This is a genomic window from Microbacterium bovistercoris, from assembly GCF_003387575.1.
In the GTDB taxonomy this organism is placed as follows: domain Bacteria; phylum Actinomycetota; class Actinomycetes; order Actinomycetales; family Microbacteriaceae; genus Microbacterium; species Microbacterium bovistercoris.
On sequence record NZ_QUAB01000046.1, the window covers coordinates 197486 to 214176 of the forward strand.

At 66.7% G+C, this 16691-nt stretch carries 16 protein-coding genes; 7 read left to right on the top strand and 9 right to left on the bottom strand.

Features of this window, described 5'->3' with window-relative positions:
• Position 1 precedes the first annotated feature (1 nt).
• The 3 genes from DY023_RS14220 to rpsA all read right to left on the bottom strand — a co-directional run bounded on the left by DY023_RS14220 (position 2) and on the right by rpsA (position 3433).
• Complete coding sequence (locus DY023_RS14220; RefSeq protein WP_116242990.1) at positions 2 to 670, bottom strand: hypothetical protein; 669 nt, start codon at positions 668 to 670, stop codon at positions 2 to 4.
• Between the two features lie 504 nt (positions 671 to 1174).
• The gene (gene coaE / locus DY023_RS14225; RefSeq protein WP_116242991.1) at positions 1175 to 1777 is read right to left on the bottom strand and encodes a dephospho-CoA kinase; all 603 of its coding nucleotides are present in this window, start codon (positions 1775 to 1777) and stop codon (positions 1175 to 1177) included.
• Positions 1778 to 1978: 201 nt separating this feature from the next.
• On the bottom strand, positions 1979 to 3433 hold the full coding sequence (rpsA, locus tag DY023_RS14230) for a 30S ribosomal protein S1 (protein ID WP_116242992.1): 1455 nt from the start codon (positions 3431 to 3433) through the stop codon (positions 1979 to 1981).
• A 200-nt stretch (positions 3434 to 3633) separates the two neighbouring features.
• Here rpsA and DY023_RS14235 point away from each other — a divergent pair, with 200 nt between their 5' ends.
• Entirely contained in the window at positions 3634 to 4560 is a 927-nt protein-coding gene (locus DY023_RS14235; protein WP_116242993.1) for a 5'-3' exonuclease, read from the top strand.
• Between the two features lies 1 nt (position 4561).
• On the opposite strand, the gene DY023_RS14240 is transcribed toward DY023_RS14235, so the two are convergent.
• Together DY023_RS14240 and trpD are read right to left on the bottom strand one after the other, a co-directional pair.
• Positions 4562 to 5548: a PHP domain-containing protein gene (locus DY023_RS14240; RefSeq protein ID WP_116242994.1), complete on the bottom strand. Its 987-nt coding sequence runs from the start codon at positions 5546 to 5548 to the stop codon at positions 4562 to 4564.
• 12 nt (positions 5549 to 5560) lie between these two features.
• On the bottom strand, positions 5561 to 6625 hold the full coding sequence (trpD, locus tag DY023_RS14245) for an anthranilate phosphoribosyltransferase (protein ID WP_116242995.1): 1065 nt from the start codon (positions 6623 to 6625) through the stop codon (positions 5561 to 5563).
• A 204-nt stretch (positions 6626 to 6829) separates the two neighbouring features.
• Between trpD and ctaE the strand changes: the two genes are divergently transcribed.
• The 6 genes from ctaE to DY023_RS14275 all read left to right on the top strand — a co-directional run bounded on the left by ctaE (position 6830) and on the right by DY023_RS14275 (position 13111).
• Entirely contained in the window at positions 6830 to 7483 is a 654-nt protein-coding gene (gene ctaE / locus DY023_RS14250; protein ID WP_181905857.1) for an aa3-type cytochrome oxidase subunit III, read from the top strand.
• Between the two features lie 20 nt (positions 7484 to 7503).
• Positions 7504 to 8307, top strand: coding sequence for a cytochrome bc1 complex diheme cytochrome c subunit (gene qcrC / locus DY023_RS14255; protein WP_116242996.1), 804 nt, complete (start codon positions 7504 to 7506; stop codon positions 8305 to 8307).
• Between the two features lie 36 nt (positions 8308 to 8343).
• The gene (gene qcrA, locus DY023_RS14260) at positions 8344 to 9420 is read left to right on the top strand and encodes a cytochrome bc1 complex Rieske iron-sulfur subunit (protein WP_116242997.1); all 1077 of its coding nucleotides are present in this window, start codon (positions 8344 to 8346) and stop codon (positions 9418 to 9420) included.
• A complete protein-coding gene (gene qcrB / locus DY023_RS14265) occupies positions 9417 to 11240 on the top strand; it encodes a cytochrome bc1 complex cytochrome b subunit (protein WP_116242998.1) in 1824 nt (607 codons plus the stop codon). The genes qcrA and qcrB overlap by 4 nt, the downstream gene beginning before the upstream one ends.
• 224 nt (positions 11241 to 11464) lie before the next feature.
• Positions 11465 to 12685 carry a threonine--tRNA ligase gene (gene thrS / locus DY023_RS14270; RefSeq protein ID WP_116242999.1) on the top strand — a complete coding sequence of 407 codons (1221 nt, stop codon included), beginning with the start codon at positions 11465 to 11467 and terminating at the stop codon, positions 12683 to 12685.
• Between the two features lie 9 nt (positions 12686 to 12694).
• Complete coding sequence (locus DY023_RS14275; protein WP_116243000.1) at positions 12695 to 13111, top strand: rhodanese-like domain-containing protein; 417 nt, start codon at positions 12695 to 12697, stop codon at positions 13109 to 13111.
• A gap of 70 nt (positions 13112 to 13181) precedes the next feature.
• Here the strand turns inward: DY023_RS14275 and DY023_RS14280 are convergent, their stop codons facing one another.
• The 4 genes from DY023_RS14280 to erpA form a co-directional block, all read right to left on the bottom strand.
• A complete protein-coding gene (locus DY023_RS14280; RefSeq protein WP_116243001.1) occupies positions 13182 to 13598 on the bottom strand; it encodes a cytochrome c oxidase subunit 4 in 417 nt (138 codons plus the stop codon).
• Between the two features lie 3 nt (positions 13599 to 13601).
• On the bottom strand, positions 13602 to 15329 hold the full coding sequence (gene ctaD, locus DY023_RS14285; RefSeq protein ID WP_116243002.1) for an aa3-type cytochrome oxidase subunit I: 1728 nt from the start codon (positions 15327 to 15329) through the stop codon (positions 13602 to 13604).
• Positions 15330 to 15332: 3 nt separating this feature from the next.
• Positions 15333 to 16232 (bottom strand): aa3-type cytochrome oxidase subunit II, encoded by a 900-nt coding sequence (gene ctaC, locus DY023_RS14290; protein WP_116243003.1) that lies wholly within the window; start codon positions 16230 to 16232, stop codon positions 15333 to 15335.
• An 89-nt stretch (positions 16233 to 16321) separates the two neighbouring features.
• Positions 16322 to 16684: an iron-sulfur cluster insertion protein ErpA gene (gene erpA, locus DY023_RS14295; protein ID WP_116243004.1), complete on the bottom strand. Its 363-nt coding sequence runs from the start codon at positions 16682 to 16684 to the stop codon at positions 16322 to 16324.
• Between the last annotated feature and the right edge of the window lie 7 nt (positions 16685 to 16691).

The window sequence follows — 16691 nt, forward strand, 5'->3', positions numbered from 1 at the left end:
CTCAGGCCTCGGCGTCAGCGGGCTGACCGTTCGGGCAGGTGCCGTCCGTGTTCTTCGTCGGGACGTCGTGCGGTCCGCGCGGCGTCTGCCCCCAGAGCGGCGAACACGGCGTGACATCGATGATGTCGTTCACGACGTAGTCACCCGCGCGAGCACTCGCCGTGATGACGAGCGAGTCCTGCTCGATCGTGGCCAGCTCCACGGTGCCGCCGACGCTCACCGAGTTGAAGTACAGATTGAAGCCGGTGAAGCCGGTGCTGCACGCCGTCCCGTTAAGATCCGTGTGTGTGAGAGTGATCGATTTCTTCTGAACGTCCGTGATCTTGTAGTGGCTGGTGGTGGAAGCGCCGATGAACGTGAAGGCCTCGTTCGCTCCGGTGTATGTGATCGTCACGGTCTTCTCGAAGGGCTGGTTGTTCCACAGCGCCTCGTCGTAGATGGGCTTGCCGTCGGCACCGCGTGCGCAAAAGACGAACGGACTCGATGCGTTGATCGAGGTCTGCGTGATCGCAAGGGACGATTCACGCCAGGTGCCGAGCACAGGCTCGGTCGTCGGATCGGTGCTCGTCGCGCGGGCCGGTGCCGCCGTCGCCACGGCGATCACGGGAACCGACCAGGCGGCTCCCTTCAGGACGGTACGGCGCGAAAGGGCAGACTTCTGCTCCGGCATTGTGTCTCCTGCGTTTCGAGTGAGGCGCAGGACCGGGCGATCCCGCGCAGCTGGCGCAGGGCACGCCGAATAACGACCGGTGGTTGCCGATCGCGAAGATCCCCAGATCACTTCCCCAAGGTCCCCAAGACGCGCGCTCCCCAGAGCATGGGCGTCTCCCCTCCCTCGACGCTAACAAGGCGGGAGGGAATTATGCAAATCGTCCGAACTAATCCGTTTCAGCACGCGGATGCAGCAGAGCGGGCCGCCACCCGAAGGTGACGGCCCGCTCTGGATCGCGCACAGACGCGAGTCGGAGTGCGTCAGCTCGTCAACACTGCCCCGGCACTGTGCGAGGCCCAACAGGCGCCTCCTCGAAAGTCGGCGAGCACGGCGTCATATCGATGAGCGGCGAGGCTTCGTATGGCTGGTCGTTGTCGACAGCTGTTCCCGTGATCGTCATCGAACCGTCGGGGCAGAGCCAGCCCTCAAATCTAGCAAACAGCCCTAGCGCCGACTGAGTCCTCACCCCACGAGGGCGACCCGCTCCCAGGCCAGATCGACCTGCTGCTTCGTCTGCTCCAGGGTGCCGGAGGTGTCGATCACGATGTCCGCGATCGCCCGGCGCGCAGCATCCGACACCTGCGACGCGATGCGCGCACGCGCGGCCTCCTCGGTCAGGCCGCGCAGTTCGACCAGCCGTCGCACCCGCAGCTCGGCGGGAGCATCGGCGACGATGATGAAGTCCCACGGGTCGTCCACACGTGCCTCGACCAGCAGCGGCACGTCGTAGACGACGACCGCGTCGGGATCGGCCGCGAACGCGGCCGCGAAGCGGCGCGCCGACTCCGCCTTCACGGCGGGATGCACGATGCCGTTCAGCCGCGCGAGCGCAGCGTCATCGCCGAACACCCGCGTTCCGAGGGCCGCCCTGTCGAGCGAGCCGTCCGTCAGCAGCATCCCGTCGCCGAACTCCGCCGCGATCGCGGCCAGCACCGGAGAGCCGGCCGTCTGCACGTCGCGCACGATCTGATCGGCGTCGACCACGACGGCGCCGTGCTCAGCGAGGCGTGCGGCAATGGTCGACTTGCCCGAGGCGATGCCTCCGGTCAATGCGATGAGCGGCATGGATCCATCCTGTCATGCGTCCTTCGTCTCGTCGCTGGCGCTCCTCGCTCAGGATCCGCTCGGTGCCGGAGAGGCGCGAAAAAGCGGAACGGGCCGCCACCCGAAGGTGACGACCCGTTCCGACAGATCAGACCCGAAACGCGGAACGGGCCGCCACACTCCCTTGCGAGAGGTGACGACCCGTTCCGTTGCGATCAGTGATCAGCTGTTGCCGCCGGAGAGCTTCTCGCGCAGAGCGGCGAGAGCCTCGTCGTCGGCGAGCGTGCCGGCGCCGGCCGACTCGCTCGAGAAGGTCGAACCACCGAAGTCGTCGCCTGCTGCGGCCTCGGCCTCTGCGGCCTTGAGGACCTGGGCCTTGTGCGCCTCCCAGCGAGCCTGGGCAGCGGCGTACTCCTGCTCCCATGCCTCGCGCTGGGCGTCGAAGCCTTCCTTCCACGCACCGGTCTCGGCGTCGAAGCCCTCGGGGTACTTGTACTCGCCGTTCTCGTCGTACTCGGCGAGCATGCCGTACAGCGCCGGGTCGAACTCGGTGCCGTAGGGGTCGACCGACTCGTTGGCCTGCTTCAGCGACAGCGAGATGCGACGACGCTCGAGGTCGATGTCGATGACCTTGACGAAGACCTCTTCGCCCACCGAGACGACCTGCTCGGCCAGCTCGACGTGCTTGCTGGAGAGCTCCGAGATGTGCACGAGGCCCTCGATGCCGTCGGCGACGCGAACGAACGCACCGAACGGAACCAGCTTCGTGACCTTGCCCGGGGTGACCTGGCCGATGGCGTGGGTACGCGCGAAGACCTGCCACGGGTCCTCCTGGGTCGCCTTCAGCGACAGCGAGACGCGCTCGCGGTCCAGGTCGACCTCGAGGATCTCGACGGTGACCTCCTGGCCGACCTCGACGACCTCGGAGGCGTGCTCGATGTGCTTCCACGACAGCTCGGAGACGTGCACGAGGCCGTCCACACCGCCGAGGTCGACGAACGCACCGAAGTTGACGATCGACGACACGACACCCTTGCGGACCTGACCCTTGTGCAGGTTGTTGAGGAACGTGGTGCGCGACTCGGACTGCGTCTGCTCGAGCAGAGCGCGGCGCGAGAGCACGACGTTGTTGCGGTTCTTGTCCAGCTCGAGGATCTTGGCCTCGAGCTCCTGACCCAGGTACGGGGTCAGGTCGCGGACGCGACGCAGCTCGATGAGCGACGCCGGCAGGAAGCCACGCAGGCCGATGTCGACGATGAGGCCGCCCTTGACGACCTCGATGACGGTGCCGGTGACGACGCCGTCGTTCTCCTTGATCTTCTCGACGTCGCCCCAGGCGCGCTCGTACTGCGCACGCTTCTTGGAGAGGATCAGACGGCCTTCCTTGTCCTCCTTCTGGAGAACGAGGGCCTCGACCTTGTCGCCGACGGAGACGACCTCGTTGGGGTCGACGTCGTGCTTGATGGAGAGCTCGCGGGAGGGGATGACGCCCTCGGTCTTGTAGCCGACGTCGAGCAGAACCTCATCGCGGTCGATCTTGACGATCGTGCCCTCGATGATGTCGCCGTCGTTGAAGAACTTCAGAGTCTTCTCGACCGCGGCCAGGAAGTCCTCGGCAGATCCGATGTCGTTGATCGCGACCTGCTTGGTGGCCGGGGCGGTCGTTGCGCTAGTCATGTAGTGGGTTGTCCTTGTTGATGGATGATCGGGCCTCGCAGCACGGCCGTGCACGGCCTGGATTCCGCCGCGAGGCGAATGGAAGGTGATTTCTGCCACGCAGGCACACGAACGCGTGCCACGAGTGACGCTTCAGGCTACCAGATCTCCCGGGCGGTCTCCATCCGAAATCCGCACCCCTCTTATGGGATGCTGATCCGATGACCGACCGCCTCATGCTGCTCGACACCGCTTCGCTGTACTTCCGGGCGTTCTACGGCGTGCCCGACACCGCCAAGGCCCCGGACGGCCGGTCGGTCAACGCCGCGCGCGGACTGCTCGACATGATCGCGAAGCTGGTGTCCACGTACCATCCGACGCAGCTCGTCGCCTGCTGGGACGACGACTGGCGCCCGCAGTGGCGCGTCGATCTCATCCCCAGCTACAAGACGCATCGCGTGGTCGAGGTCGTCACCGGCGGCCCCGACGTCGAAGAGGTCCCCGATCCGCTCGAGCAGCAGATCCCCGTGATCCGTGAGACGCTCGCCGCGCTCGGCATCCCGATCGTCGGTGCGGCCGAGCATGAGGCGGATGACGTCATCGGCACGCTCGCCACACGCACCGACGTGCCGGTCGACATCGTCACCGGCGACCGGGATCTCTTCCAGCTCATCGACGACTCGGCAGGAGTGCGCATCATCTACACGGCACGGGGCATGAGCAACCTCGAGATCCTCACCGACGAGTCCGTGGTCGCCAAGTACGGGGTGCTCCCCTCGCAGTACGCGGACTTCGCGACGATGCGCGGAGACGCCTCGGACGGTCTCCCCGGAGTGAAGGGTGTCGGCGAGAAGACCGCCGCGACCCTGCTGCAGAAGCACGGCGACCTGGCAGGCATCCGCGCCGCTGCGGATGCCGGTGAAGGCATGAGCGCGTCGGTCGCCGCGAAGGTCCGCGACGCCTCGGGCTACCTCGACGTGGCCCCCACGGTCGTCGAGGTCGCCAAGACCCTCGATCTCGAGGTGCCCGCGGCTCGGCTCCATCCGCTCGATCCTGCCGAGCAGGATGCCGCGAACGATCTCGCCGAACGCTGGAACCTCGGCTCGTCGATGACGCGCGCACTGGCGGCGCTCGCCGGCACCGCCTGACTCAGGACGCCCAGGCGCGCAGCCGATCCAGACCCCAGGTCGTGACGATCCGGGATGCGGGTACGCCGGCGCGTTCGGCGCGCTCCGCGCCGTGATCGAGCAGCGACAGCTGGCCCGGCGCATGCGCATCGGAGTCGATGGTGAACAGGCATCCTTCCTCCAGCGCGATCGCGATCAGCTCGTCGGGCGGATCCTGCCGCTCCGGACGCGAGTTGATCTCGACGGCGACGCCGTGCTCGGCGCACGCCGCGAACACGGCTCGTGCGTCGAAGTCCGACGGAGGACGCGTGCCGCGCTCCCCCTGCACCAGCCGGCCGGTGCAGTGCCCCAGCACGTTCACGTGCGGATTCGAGACCGCGGCGATCATCCGCCTGGTCATCGGCGCGGCATCCATGCGCAGACCGGAATGCACGGACGCGACAACGACGTCGAGCTCCTCCAGCAGCGCCGGCTCCTGGTCGAGGGTGCCGTCGTCGAGGATGTCGACCTCGATGCCGGCGAGCACCGTGAGCCCTGAGCCGGACTGCGCCCGCACCAGCGGGATCTGCTCCCTCAGCCGCTCCGCGGACAGCCCGCGTGCCACGCGGAGCCGCGGGGAATGATCGGTGATCGCGTAATACTCGTGCCCCAGCGCTCTGGCGGCTTCGACCATGGACTCGATCGGCGTGGTGCCGTCGGACCAGTCGGTATGCGAGTGCAGGTCTCCCCGCAGCAGCGCCCGCAGCGCGGAACGGCGCTCGGGCTCGACCACGCCGCGCAGCTCGACCAGGTAGTCCGGCACCTGTCCGGCATCCGCCTGCCGGATGACGGCGAACGTCGATTCGCCGATCCCCTTCACCGCCCGCAGCCGCGACGGATCGCGGCGCACGTCCTCAGGAAGGTCCTGCAGTGTCGCCGCCGCCTGGCGGAACGCCTTCGCGCGATACCGCGAGGCCCGCTCCCGCTCGAGCAGGGCGGCTATCTCGAGCAGGGCGGCGACGGCATCCACAGCTGCATCCGATCAGGAGCCGGCGAGCTCGCGTGTCGCGCGAACCCATTCGTCGAGCTTGGCCGCGGCGCTGCCGTCGTCGATCGCGGCCTCGGCGCGGGCGTAGGCGGAGCGCAGTCGCTCGAGGATCGGCACCTGCGTGAGGCTCGCGTCACGCGAGAGCTCGAACGCGACGATGCCGGCGGCTGCGTTCAGCAGCACGATGTCGCGCACTGCGCCCTTCTCACCGTCCAGCGTCCGGCGCAGCACACCGGCGTTGTGCTCGGGCGAGCCGCCGATCAGATCCGACAGGTCGGCGAGCGGGATGCCGAGGTCACGCGGGTCGAGGTCGTGCTCGTGGATGTCTCCGCGGGCGACCTCCCAGATGCGGCTGTGGCCGGTGGTGGTGAGCTCGTCCAGCCCGTCATCACCGCGGAACACCAGCGCGGTGGCACCGCGGGTGCGGAAGACGCCGGTGATCAGCGGGACGCGATCGAGCTGCGCGACGCCGACGGCGTTCGCCTCGGCTCGGGCGGGGTTGCAGAGCGGGCCGAGCATGTTGAAGACGGTGGGCACGCCGAGCTGGGCGCGTGTCGGGCCGGCGTTCTTGAATCCGGGGTGGAAGGCGCCGGCCCACGCGAACGTGATGCCCGTGCGGTCGAGCACGGCCGCCACGTGGTCCGGGGACAGCGTCAGGTCGAGGCCGAGCGAGGCCAGCACGTCGGAGGAGCCGGATGCGGAGCTCGCCGCCTTGTTGCCGTGCTTGACGACCGGCACGCCGAGCGCCCCGATGATGATCGCCGCCGTCGTGGAGACGTTCACCGTGCCGATCCTGTCGCCGCCGGTCCCGACGATGTCGAGCACGTCGGAGGAGACCGGCAGCGGCACGGCGGCCTCGAGGATGGCATCACGGAATCCGACCACCTCATCGATGGTCTCGCCCTTGGCTCGCAGCGCGATCAGGAAACCGGCCAGCTGGGCCTCGGAGACCTTGCCCTGCATCACCTGACGCATCGCCCACGTGGACTCCCAGACGCTGAGATCGCGCCGTTCCAGCAGCGCGGTGAGCAGGTCGGACCAGGTGAGGGAGTCAGCCATAGGAAGGATCTTATAGAGCGGGCTCCCGCAGCACGGTCGAGATGACGGATGATGCCTGATCGATGCATCCTCGGCAGTCGCCCCGCGATTGCGCGGATTCCGGGCTGATTCGCAGGTGGTTCTTAGGTTCCCCTAAGTGCGATTCCGGCAAAACGGGCGACGCTGGTGCAAGAATCGGCGGCGCGTATCGGCCATAATGGAACCGTGACCACCTCAGCGACGTATGCCCCGGCGGCAAGAACCATCAAGCGGCCAAACCCGGTCGCTGTCGGCACCATCGTGTGGCTCGGCAGTGAAGTCATGTTCTTCGCGGGACTCTTCGCGATCTACTTCACGCTCCGCAGCACCTCCCCCGAGCTGTGGGGTGAGCGCACCGAGCTGCTGAACGTGCCCTACGCGTTCGTCAACACCCTGATCCTGGTGTTCTCGTCGTTCACCTGCCAGATGGGCGTGTTCGCGGCAGAGGACCTGCAGCCGTACAAGATCGGCAAGGGCCAGCTCAACGCGGCCGGCCGCCGCCGTCTGTTCGGCTGGGGCATGGTCGAGTGGTTCTGGGTCACCTTCATCCTCGGCGCGATCTTCGTCTCGGGTCAGGTCTGGGAGTACGCCCAGCTCACGATGGAGGGCATGCCGATCTCGGCCGACTCCTACGCCTCGGCCTTCTACCTCACCACCGGTTTCCACGCCCTGCACGTCACCGGCGGCCTCATCGCGTTCCTGCTCGTCATCGGACGTGCGTACGCGGTCAAGAACTTCGGGCACAAGGAGGCGACCTCCTCGATCGTCGTGTCGTACTACTGGCACTTCGTCGACGTCGTCTGGATCGTGCTGTTCATCGTCATCTACTTCCTGAAGTGAGAGCGGAGCGAATCCCCGACATGGTACGAGAGAAGAAGCGCCGCTCAGGCGGCCGTCGCAGCCCGTTCGCAGCGATCGCGCTGATCGGCGCCGGTCTCCTGATCACCGGTGGCGTCTACGCCGGTGCGACCGCTGCCATGGCAGCGACCGACACCAAGACGCAGGCCACCGCCGAGCTCACGGTCGACGACGGTCAGAAGCTGTTCCAGGCCAACTGCGCCACCTGCCACGGCATGAACCTCGAGGGCACCGGCGACGGTCCGACGCTGATCGGCGTCGGCGAGTTGGCCGTCGAGTTCCAGATGGCGACCGGTCGCATGCCGCTGCAGATGCAGGGCCCGCAGGCACCGCAGAAGCACCCGCAGTTCACAGACGAGCAGATCCGCGCGATCGCCGCCTACGTGCAGTCCGTCGCCCCCGGACCGACCTTCCCGAAGGACGAGGTCCTCGACGGCAAGGGAGACGTGGCGCACGGTGCCGAGCTCTTCCGCATCAACTGCGCGATGTGCCACAACGTCGCTGCGGCCGGTGGTGCGCTCACCGAGGGCAAGTACGCCCCCGCGCTGACCTCCACGAGCGCGCTGCACATGTACGCGGCCATGGTCACCGGCCCGCAGAACATGCCGGTCTTCGGCGACATGAACCTCTCTGACGAGGACAAGCGCGACATCATCTCGGCTCTGCTGTTCCAGCAGGACGCCGTGCAGATCGGCGGCTTCACGCTCGGATCGCTCGGCCCCGTGTCCGAGGGCCTGTTCATCTGGATCTTCGGAATCGGCGCCCTCGTCGCGCTGACCGTGTGGATCACGGCGAAGTCCAACTGACGCATTTCTTCTGAAGAGGAACGTACGAGGAGCACCATGGCACACGACGACGACACGCAGGCTCTCGACAGGGCCTACCAGCCCTCGCCGGGGCTGGGCGTCGCAGTCAGCGATCCCGCGCAGAACCCCGGGCTTCCGCATCACCGCGAGCGGATGACGGACAAGGACCCCAAGGCCGAGAAGGCTGCGGTCCGCACGGTCTACACCCTCTTCTACCTCTCGCTCGCGGGCAGCATCTGGGCGGTCGCCGCCTACATGCTGTTCCCGATCGAGAGCGGCGCGCTGATCGACATCAGGTACAACAACCTGTTCATCGGTCTCGGCATCGCGCTGGCCCTGCTCGCCATCGGTCTCGGCGCCATCCACTGGTCCAAGGCGCTGATGAGCGACAAGGAGTTCATCGAGTACCGCCACCCCACCCGTGGCCGCGACTCGACCCGCGCCGCCTCGCTGAAGGCGTTCGCGGACGCGAACGAGGAGTCCGGTTTCGGCCGCCGCGTGATGATCCGCAACTCGATGATCGCCGCCGTGGTGGCGTCGATCGTCCCGGGTGTCACGCTGTTCCGCGGCCTTGCGCCCTTCAGCACCGAGGAGGACCCCGAGGCGGGTGACCCGGTGGCGCTGCTGAAGCAGACGATGTGGGACAAGGGCGTCAAGCTGGTCCGCGACCCGGACGGCACCCCGATCCGCGCAGCGGATGTCACTCTCGGCTCCGCCGTGCACGTCATCCCCGAGGGGCTGAACGAACTGGGCCACGAGGGCGGACTGCTCGAGGAGAAGGCCAAGGCGATCGTGCTGCTGATGCGTCTGCGTCCCGAGCAGCTCATCGAGTCGGACGACCGCAAGGACTGGTCCTATGACGGCATCGTCGCCTACTCCAAGGTGTGCACGCACGTCGGCTGCCCCGTGGCGCTGTACGAGCAGCAGACCCACCACCTGCTCTGCCCGTGCCACCAGTCGCAGTTCGACGTGACCGAGCACGCCAAGGTCATCTTCGGACCCGCTGCCCGGCCGCTGCCGCAGCTGCCGATCATGGTCGACGACGAGGGCTACCTCGTCGCGCAGAGTGATTTCCACGAACCCGTCGGTCCGAGCTTCTGGGAGCGCCATTGAGCACCTCAACCGTCACCGAAAAGCCTTCGACAGAGAAGGCCGAGAAGCCCCTCGGCGGCCGCTTCCTCAACGCCAGCGCGAACTACATCGATGAGCGCACCAGCCTCTCGGGCTTCGTCAAGGAGCTCGGTCGCAAGATCTTCCCCGACCACTGGTCGTTCATGCTGGGTGAGATCGCGCTCTGGAGCTTCGTCGTCGTGTTCCTCTCGGGCACGTTCCTGACGTTCTTCTTCCAGGCCTCGATGGTTCCCACGCACTACACCGGCGCCTACGCGCCGATGCGCGGTATCGAGATGTCGGCGGCTCTCGAGTCCACCCTGCGCATCTCGTTCGACCTGCGCGGTGGTCTGCTGGTCCGGCAGATCCACCACTGGGCGGCACTGGTGTTCGTGGCCGGCATCGGCGTGCACATGCTCCGCGTGTTCTTCACCGGCGCGTTCCGCAAGCCGCGCGAGCTCAACTGGGTGATCGGCTTCGTGCTGTTCGTCCTGGCGATGGCCGAGGGTTTCACCGGCTACTCGCTTCCCGACGACCTGCTCTCGGGCAACGGTCTCCGCATCATCGACGGCATGGTCAAGGGACTCCCCCTGATCGGCACGTGGACCTCGTTCCTGCTGTTCGGTGGCGAGTTCCCCGGCGACCAGATCGTCGGCCGCCTGTACACGCTGCACATCCTGCTGCTGCCGCTGCTGGTGATCGGCCTGATCGTCGTGCACCTGATGCTGATGGTCATCAACAAGCACACCCAGTTCGCCGGCCCCGCCCGCACCAACGACAACGTCGTGGGTTACCCGATGATGCCGGTCTACATGTCGAAGATGGGCGGCTTCCTGTTCATCGTCTTCGGCACGATCGTGCTGATCGGCGCGCTCTTCCAGATCAACCCGATCTGGAACTACGGCCCGTACGACCCGTCGCCCGTGTCCGCGGGTACCCAGCCGGACTGGTACATCGGCTTCGCCGACGGCGCACTGCGTCTGGCACCGTCCAACCTCGACGTGGTCTTCCTCGGCCACACCTGGTCGTTCGGCATCCTGATCCCGGTCGCCGTGCTCGGTCTGTTCATCGTGCTCGTCGCGATCTACCCCTTCATCGAGGCGTGGATCACCGGTGACAAGCGCGAGCACCACATCGCAGAGCGCCCGCGCAATGCGGCCACCCGCACCGCCATCGGCGTCGCCGGCGTGATCTTCTACGCCGTGCTGTGGGCCGCGGCTTCCTCCGACCTCATCGCGACGCACTTCATGCTCACGATGGAGGGTGTCATCCACACCCTTCAGGCGCTGCTCTTCCTCGGCCCGATCATCGGATACTTCGTCACGAAGCGCATCTGCATCGCGCTGCAGAAGAAGGACCGCGAGATCGTGCTGCACGGTTACGAGTCGGGTCGCATCGTCCGCCTCCCCGGCGGCGAGTTCATCGAGGTGCACGAGCCGGTCGACGTGTACGACCGCTGGAAGCTCATCGACTACGAGACCTACGAGCCGCTTGTGGTCCGCCCGAACGCCAAGGGCCGCATCCCGTGGACGCAGAACCTGCGTTCCGCGATGTCGCGCTGGTTCTTCGAGGACCGCCTGCAGCCCCTCACGCAGGCCGAGATCGACGCGGCCGACGCGCATCAGCACCACGCGCTCGCTGAGATGGACGCCACCGAGGCGGCCGAGATCGCGGGAGCGCACGAGCGCGCCGGCATCACCGACGAGAGCCAGATCGCTCCCGCCACGGATGCCCCGATCGGTGAGACCCCGAACACGCCGAGCTCGGTCATCGCGACCGACCCGGTCAAGAAGCCCCGCAAGAAGGCAGAGGACGGCGAGTAAGACCGCCACTCCCCTGCGGCGAAGGAGGGCCCCGTCTTCGGACGGGGCCCTCCTTCGCTGCCGCGTGCTATCTTCTTCTCATGCGAATGCCTCAGGTCACCACGACGCCGGACACTCTCCGGCGCTGCCTGTAGCGGATCACGCACACACCAGAGCTCGGGGAACACCCCGGGCTCTCGTCGTCTTCCGGTGTCTCCTCGACTCGACCTCGAAGGAGAAGAATCATGGAGAACGAAGACCACCGCTCACTCGGCCGACGCCTGCGCCTGTTCGACACCGTCCCGGTAATCGGCGCCGGGCTGCCGATCTGGCTGCCGGACGGCGCCGTCATCCGCGGTGAACTGGAGAGACTGGCCGCGGAGATCGCCGAGCGCACCGGCTGCGTGCGCATCCACACCCCTGTGCTCGCGAAGCGGGCCCTTTTCGAGCAGAGCGGGCACTGGGACAAGTTCGCGGCCGACATGTTCCCCGTCATGAAGGTCGGCGACGACGAACTGGTGCTGCGCCCCGCGAACTGCCCCAGTCACGTGCAGGTGTACGCCGCCGAGGCCCGCAGCTGGCGCGACCTGCCGGTGCGCCTCGTCGAGTCCGCGTCCATGTTCCGCAGCGAGCTCTCCGGCGTGCTCGGCGGGCTCAGCCGGGTCCGCCAGATCAACCTGGACGATGCCCACGTGTTCTGCACCGCGGACCAGGTGGTCGACGAGGTGGTACAGGCCCTCGACGCGATCGCCGATGCCTACGAGGTGCTGGGCGTGAAGGTCGACCATTACCGGCTTTCGGGCCGGGGCGCGGACAGCGCCGGAACCGACCACGACTGGGATGCCTCGGAGGCGGATCTCCGCGCGGCACTCCGCCTCCGCGGCCTCGCCTACATCCATGTGGCGGGTGAGGGCGCGTTCTACGGCCCGAAGATCGACGTCCAGGTGCGCGACGCCGCAGGGCGCGAAGAGACCTTGTCCACCGTGCAGGTCGATCGAGTGCTCCCCCAGCGTTTCGGCCTCTCGTACGTGGGCCCGGACGGCGCGAAGCACCGACCCGTCATGATCCACCGAGGACTGCTCAGCTCGATGGAGCGCCTCGTCGCGCTGCTCATCGAGCAGCACCAGGGACGCTTTCCGACCTGGCTCTCCCCCGTGCAGGTGGCTCTGGCACCCGTGGATCCGCGGCGGCATGCCGATGCTGCGGAGCAGGCGCATGCGCGGCTGGCAGCGGCGGGCATCCGCGCCCGGGTCCTCGACCGGGGCAGCCTCGGATCCCGGATCGCACGCGCGCATGCTCTTCCGGCGCCGTTCGTCGCCGTGCTCGGCGATCGCGAAGCGGCCTCAGGCGACCTGACCGTGAACGGCCGGAGCGTCGAGCTCGATCAGTTCATCGCGGAGATCCGCGCTGAGATCGACAGCCGTGCCGCTTGCAACATCGGCGGCGACGACCACGACACCGCGTAGCCTGAGCGTATGGATCGCACCGACTACTTCACCGCCAAGCTCACTTTCGAGACCGATGCCAGCGACGTGTACGCAGCGCAGAAGGCCGGCGCGACCGCCGTGATCGTCGATGTGCGCTCCGATGAGGCCTGGGCGCAGGGACGGGTCGCGGGGGCCGTGCACATGCACTACAGCGAGATCGCGGAGCGCGCGCCCAAGGAGATCCCGGCCGGAAGTGCCGTGGTCGTGTACTGCTGGAGTCCCGGATGCAACGCGGGCGCGAAGGGCGCACTCGAGTTCGCCAAGCTCGGATACGAAGTGCGCGAGATGATCGGCGGATTCGAGTACTGGGTGCGCGAGGGCTACCCGGTGGAGAACGCCGACGGCGTGCACCGACGTCCGATCGACCCGAACACCGGCGTCCCCCGCATCCGCACGCACGCCTGAGCGCGCGGCCTCAGCCATCGGACACAGAGAAAGCCCCCGGCCGGAGCCGGGGGCTTTCTCTGTGGAATCGTCAGCGGGCGAAGTGCCCGCGGTAGTACTCGTAGACCCATCCGACGATGGCGACGACGAAGATCGCAAGGCCGATCGGGAGCAGGAACTGGCCGACCGCCATGCCGATCAGGAAGATCGCGGCGGAGCCGGCGAGCACCAGCGGCCACCAGGACCACGGGCTGAACTCGCCGAGCTCGGGGTCACCGTCATCGATGTCCGCCGTGAGGATGTCCTCGGGCAGTTCACCGCCCTGCGCCTTGTAGGTGCGGTGCAGGTAGAGCGCGATCATCGCGCCCATGAAGGCGACGAAGAGCAGTGCGACGGCCCCGACCCACTCGACGTGGTTCTCGGAGATGAGGTTCCATCCCACGTACACACCGGTCGTGATCAGGAAGAAGACGGTGAGGACCCACCACAGGACGACGTTGGAGCGCATGGGTTACTTCGCCTCTCCTGCCGCGGCGGCAACCGGGTGCTCCGCAGCCTCGGGGTGGTTCAGGTCGAACGCGGGACGCTCGCTGCGGATGCGCGGGATCGACGTGAAGTTGTGACGGGGCGGCGGGCAGCTGGTCGCCCACTCGAGCGATGCGCCGTAGCCCCACGGGTCGTTGACGGTCACCTTCGGCGCCTTGCGAGCCGTGATCCACACGTTCAGGAAGAACGGCAGCATCGAGGCACCGAGGATGATCGCACCGATGGTCGAGACCTGGTTCTGCCACTCCCAGTTGTCGTACGCCGAGTAGTCGGCGTAACGACGCGGCATGCCGTCGACGCCCAGCCAGTGCTGCACGAGGAAGGTCATGTGGAAGCCGATGAACAGCATCCAGAAGTGGATGTAGCCGAGGCGCTCGTTGAGCATGCGTCCCGTCCACTTCGGCCACCAGAAGTAGAAGCCGGCGAACATCGCGAAGACGACGGTGCCGAACACCACGTAGTGGAAGTGCGCCACGACGAAGTAGGAGTCGCTGAGGTGGAAGTCCAGCGGCGGGGCGGCCAGGATGACGCCGGTCAGACCACCGAACACGAACGACACCAGGAAGCCCAGCGCGAACACCATCGGCGTCTCGAACGTGATAGATCCTCGCCACATCGTGCCGATCCAGTTGAAGATCTTCACACCCGTCGGGACGGCGATGAGCATGGTCATCAGCGCGAAGAACGGCAGCAGGACTCCACCGGTGACGTACATGTGGTGCGCCCACACCGCCACCGACAGCGCGGCGATCGAGATGGTCGCGTACACCAGCGTCTTGTATCCGAAGATCGGCTTGCGGCTGAACACCGGGAAGATCTCGGAGACGATGCCGAAGAACGGCAGCGCGATGATGTAGACCTCGGGGTGACCGAAGAACCAGAACAGGTGCTGCCACAGCAGGACACCGCCGTTGGCCGGGTCGTAGATGTGCGCGCCGAGGATGCGGTCCGCGGCCGCGGCGAACATGGCCGCGGCGAGCACCGGGAACGCCATCAGGATCAGCAGGCTGGTGATGAGCGTGTTCCACGAGAAGATCGGCATGCGCCACATCGTCATGCCAGGAGCGCGCATGGTGATGACGGTGGTGATGAAGTTCACCGCGCCGAGGATGGTGCCGAAACCGGACATACCGAGGCCGACCATCCAGAGGTTTCCTCCGGCACCCGGCGAGAACGATGCGCTCGCCAGCGGCTGATAGGCGAACCAGCCGAACGAGGCGGCACCCTGCGGGGTGAGGAAGCCGGCGACGGCGATGATCGAGCCGAACAGGAACAGCCAGAACGCGAAGGCGTTCAGACGCGGGAACGCGACGTCGGGAGCACCGATCTGCAGCGGCAGGATCGCGTTTGCGAAGCCCGCGAACAGCGGCGTCGCGAACATGAGCAGCATGATCGTGCCGTGCATCGTGAACAGCTGGTTGTACTGCTCCTTGGTCGGCACGATCTGCATGCCGGGAGCGAACAGCTCTGCGCGGATGACCAGGGCCATCACACCGCCGAGCAGGAAGAACAGCACCGATGCGATGAGGTACATGTACCCGATCGTCTTGTGGTCGGTGGAGGTCAGCCACTTGACGACGATGTTGCCCTTCTGCTCCACGCGGGAGGAGGACAGCAGCGCGGCCTGGCGCGCCGGGATCGTCGTGGGGCGGCCCCGCGGCGTCTCGGTCTGTGGTTCTGCGGTCGTCGTCATGGCTTACTCCTCTTCCTTCGCGCCCGAGTTCGATCCGGTACCCGGAAGGTTGGACAGACGATCGTAGGCATCGGTGATGTCACCGGTGTTGCCCTTGTCGCGCAGCGTGTCGAGGTACTCCTCGTAGTCCGCCTGGGACACGACCTTGACGTTGAACAGCATCATCGAGTGGTACTCGCCGCACAGCTCGGCGCACTTTCCGTCGTACTCGCCGATACGGGTCGGGATGAAGGACCAGGAGTTGTCCTTCCCGATGTACATGTCCTTCTTGTAGAGGAAGTCGATGATCCAGAACGAGTGGATGACGTCGCGCGACTGGAGGTCGATCTTGACCTTCTGATCGACGGGCAGCACGAGCGTGGGCAGCGCGTCGCGATCGATGTCGCCCGCCTCGTCGGGCTGCGCCTGCACGCCCATCGTCCACACGGCGTCGGAGTTGTCCTTCTCTTCACCGTCGTACTGGAAGTCCCACGCCCACTGCTTGGCGATCGCGGTGACCTCGACGTCGGGATCGGTCCACTGGGTCTCGATCTCGGTCTGATCACGCGCGGTGAAGAAGAACATGCCCATGATGAAGATGAGCGGGATCACCGTGTAGAGGATCTCGATCGGCATGTTGTAGCGGAGCTGCACGGGGAGGCCGGTCTGGCCCTTGCGCCGGCGGTAGACCGCCAGCGCCCAGCCCATCAGACCCCAGGTGATGATGCCGACGGCAAGCAGCACGATCCAGGAGTTGACCCACAGCGAGGAAACCCGCTCGGTCTGGTTCGTGGCGGCGGTGCCGCCCTCTACGAAGCCCGGAAGGAAGCCATTGCGCTCGGAGACGGAGCATCCCGCCAAGACAATGGCTGTCACGATTCCCAGTGGGATCGCGACCCAACGAAGGCGGCGTTTCGAAGGCACGGTGCACCTTTCAGATCACGGACAGGGGCAACCCAAGTCTAGGGCAACCTCACACCTGATTCATGCCAACCACGCAGGTTGGCGGCGGGTCAGTGGAAGCTGTCGCCGCAGGCGCAGGACCCCTGAGCGTTCGGGTTGTCGATCGTGAACCCCTGCTCCGAGATGGTGTCCTTGAAGTCGATCGAGGCACCGTCGAGGTACGGGATGCTCATGTTGTCGACGATGACCTCGACGCCGTCGAAGTCGACCGTCTCGTCGCCGTCGAGGTATCGCTCGTCGAAGTAGAGCTGGTAGATCAGGCCGGAGCATCCGCCGGGCTGGACGGCCACGCGCAGACGCAGGTCGTCACGGCCCTCCTGCTCGAGCAGGCTCTTCACCTTCTGTGCGGCGGCGTCGGTCAGGCCGACGCCGTGCGCGCGGGTGCTCGTCTCGGTCAGCGTGGTGTCGCTCATGTCACTC

Bases quoted from the DNA above. Each gene is read 5' to 3' on its own strand.
- trpD (WP_116242995.1), bottom strand. From the start codon at position 6,625: ATGGCTGACTCCCTCACCTGGTCCGACCTGCTCACCGCGCTGCTGGAA.
- rpsA (WP_116242992.1), bottom strand. From the start codon at position 3,433: ATGACTAGCGCAACGACCGCCCCGGCCACCAAGCAGGTCGCGATCAAC.
- DY023_RS14280 (WP_116243001.1), bottom strand. From the start codon at position 13,598: ATGCGCTCCAACGTCGTCCTGTGGTGGGTCCTCACCGTCTTCTTCCTG.
- ctaD (WP_116243002.1), bottom strand. From the start codon at position 15,329: ATGACGACGACCGCAGAACCACAGACCGAGACGCCGCGGGGCCGCCCC.
- erpA (WP_116243004.1), bottom strand. From the start codon at position 16,684: ATGAGCGACACCACGCTGACCGAGACGAGCACCCGCGCGCACGGCGTC.
- DY023_RS14235 (WP_116242993.1), top strand. From the start codon at position 3,634: ATGACCGACCGCCTCATGCTGCTCGACACCGCTTCGCTGTACTTCCGG.
- DY023_RS14275 (WP_116243000.1), top strand. From the start codon at position 12,695: ATGGATCGCACCGACTACTTCACCGCCAAGCTCACTTTCGAGACCGAT.
- DY023_RS14220 (WP_116242990.1), bottom strand. From the start codon at position 670: ATGCCGGAGCAGAAGTCTGCCCTTTCGCGCCGTACCGTCCTGAAGGGA.
- qcrA (WP_116242997.1), top strand. From the start codon at position 8,344: ATGGCACACGACGACGACACGCAGGCTCTCGACAGGGCCTACCAGCCC.
- thrS (WP_116242999.1), top strand. From the start codon at position 11,465: ATGGAGAACGAAGACCACCGCTCACTCGGCCGACGCCTGCGCCTGTTC.
- coaE (WP_116242991.1), bottom strand. From the start codon at position 1,777: ATGCCGCTCATCGCATTGACCGGAGGCATCGCCTCGGGCAAGTCGACC.
- qcrC (WP_116242996.1), top strand. From the start codon at position 7,504: ATGGTACGAGAGAAGAAGCGCCGCTCAGGCGGCCGTCGCAGCCCGTTC.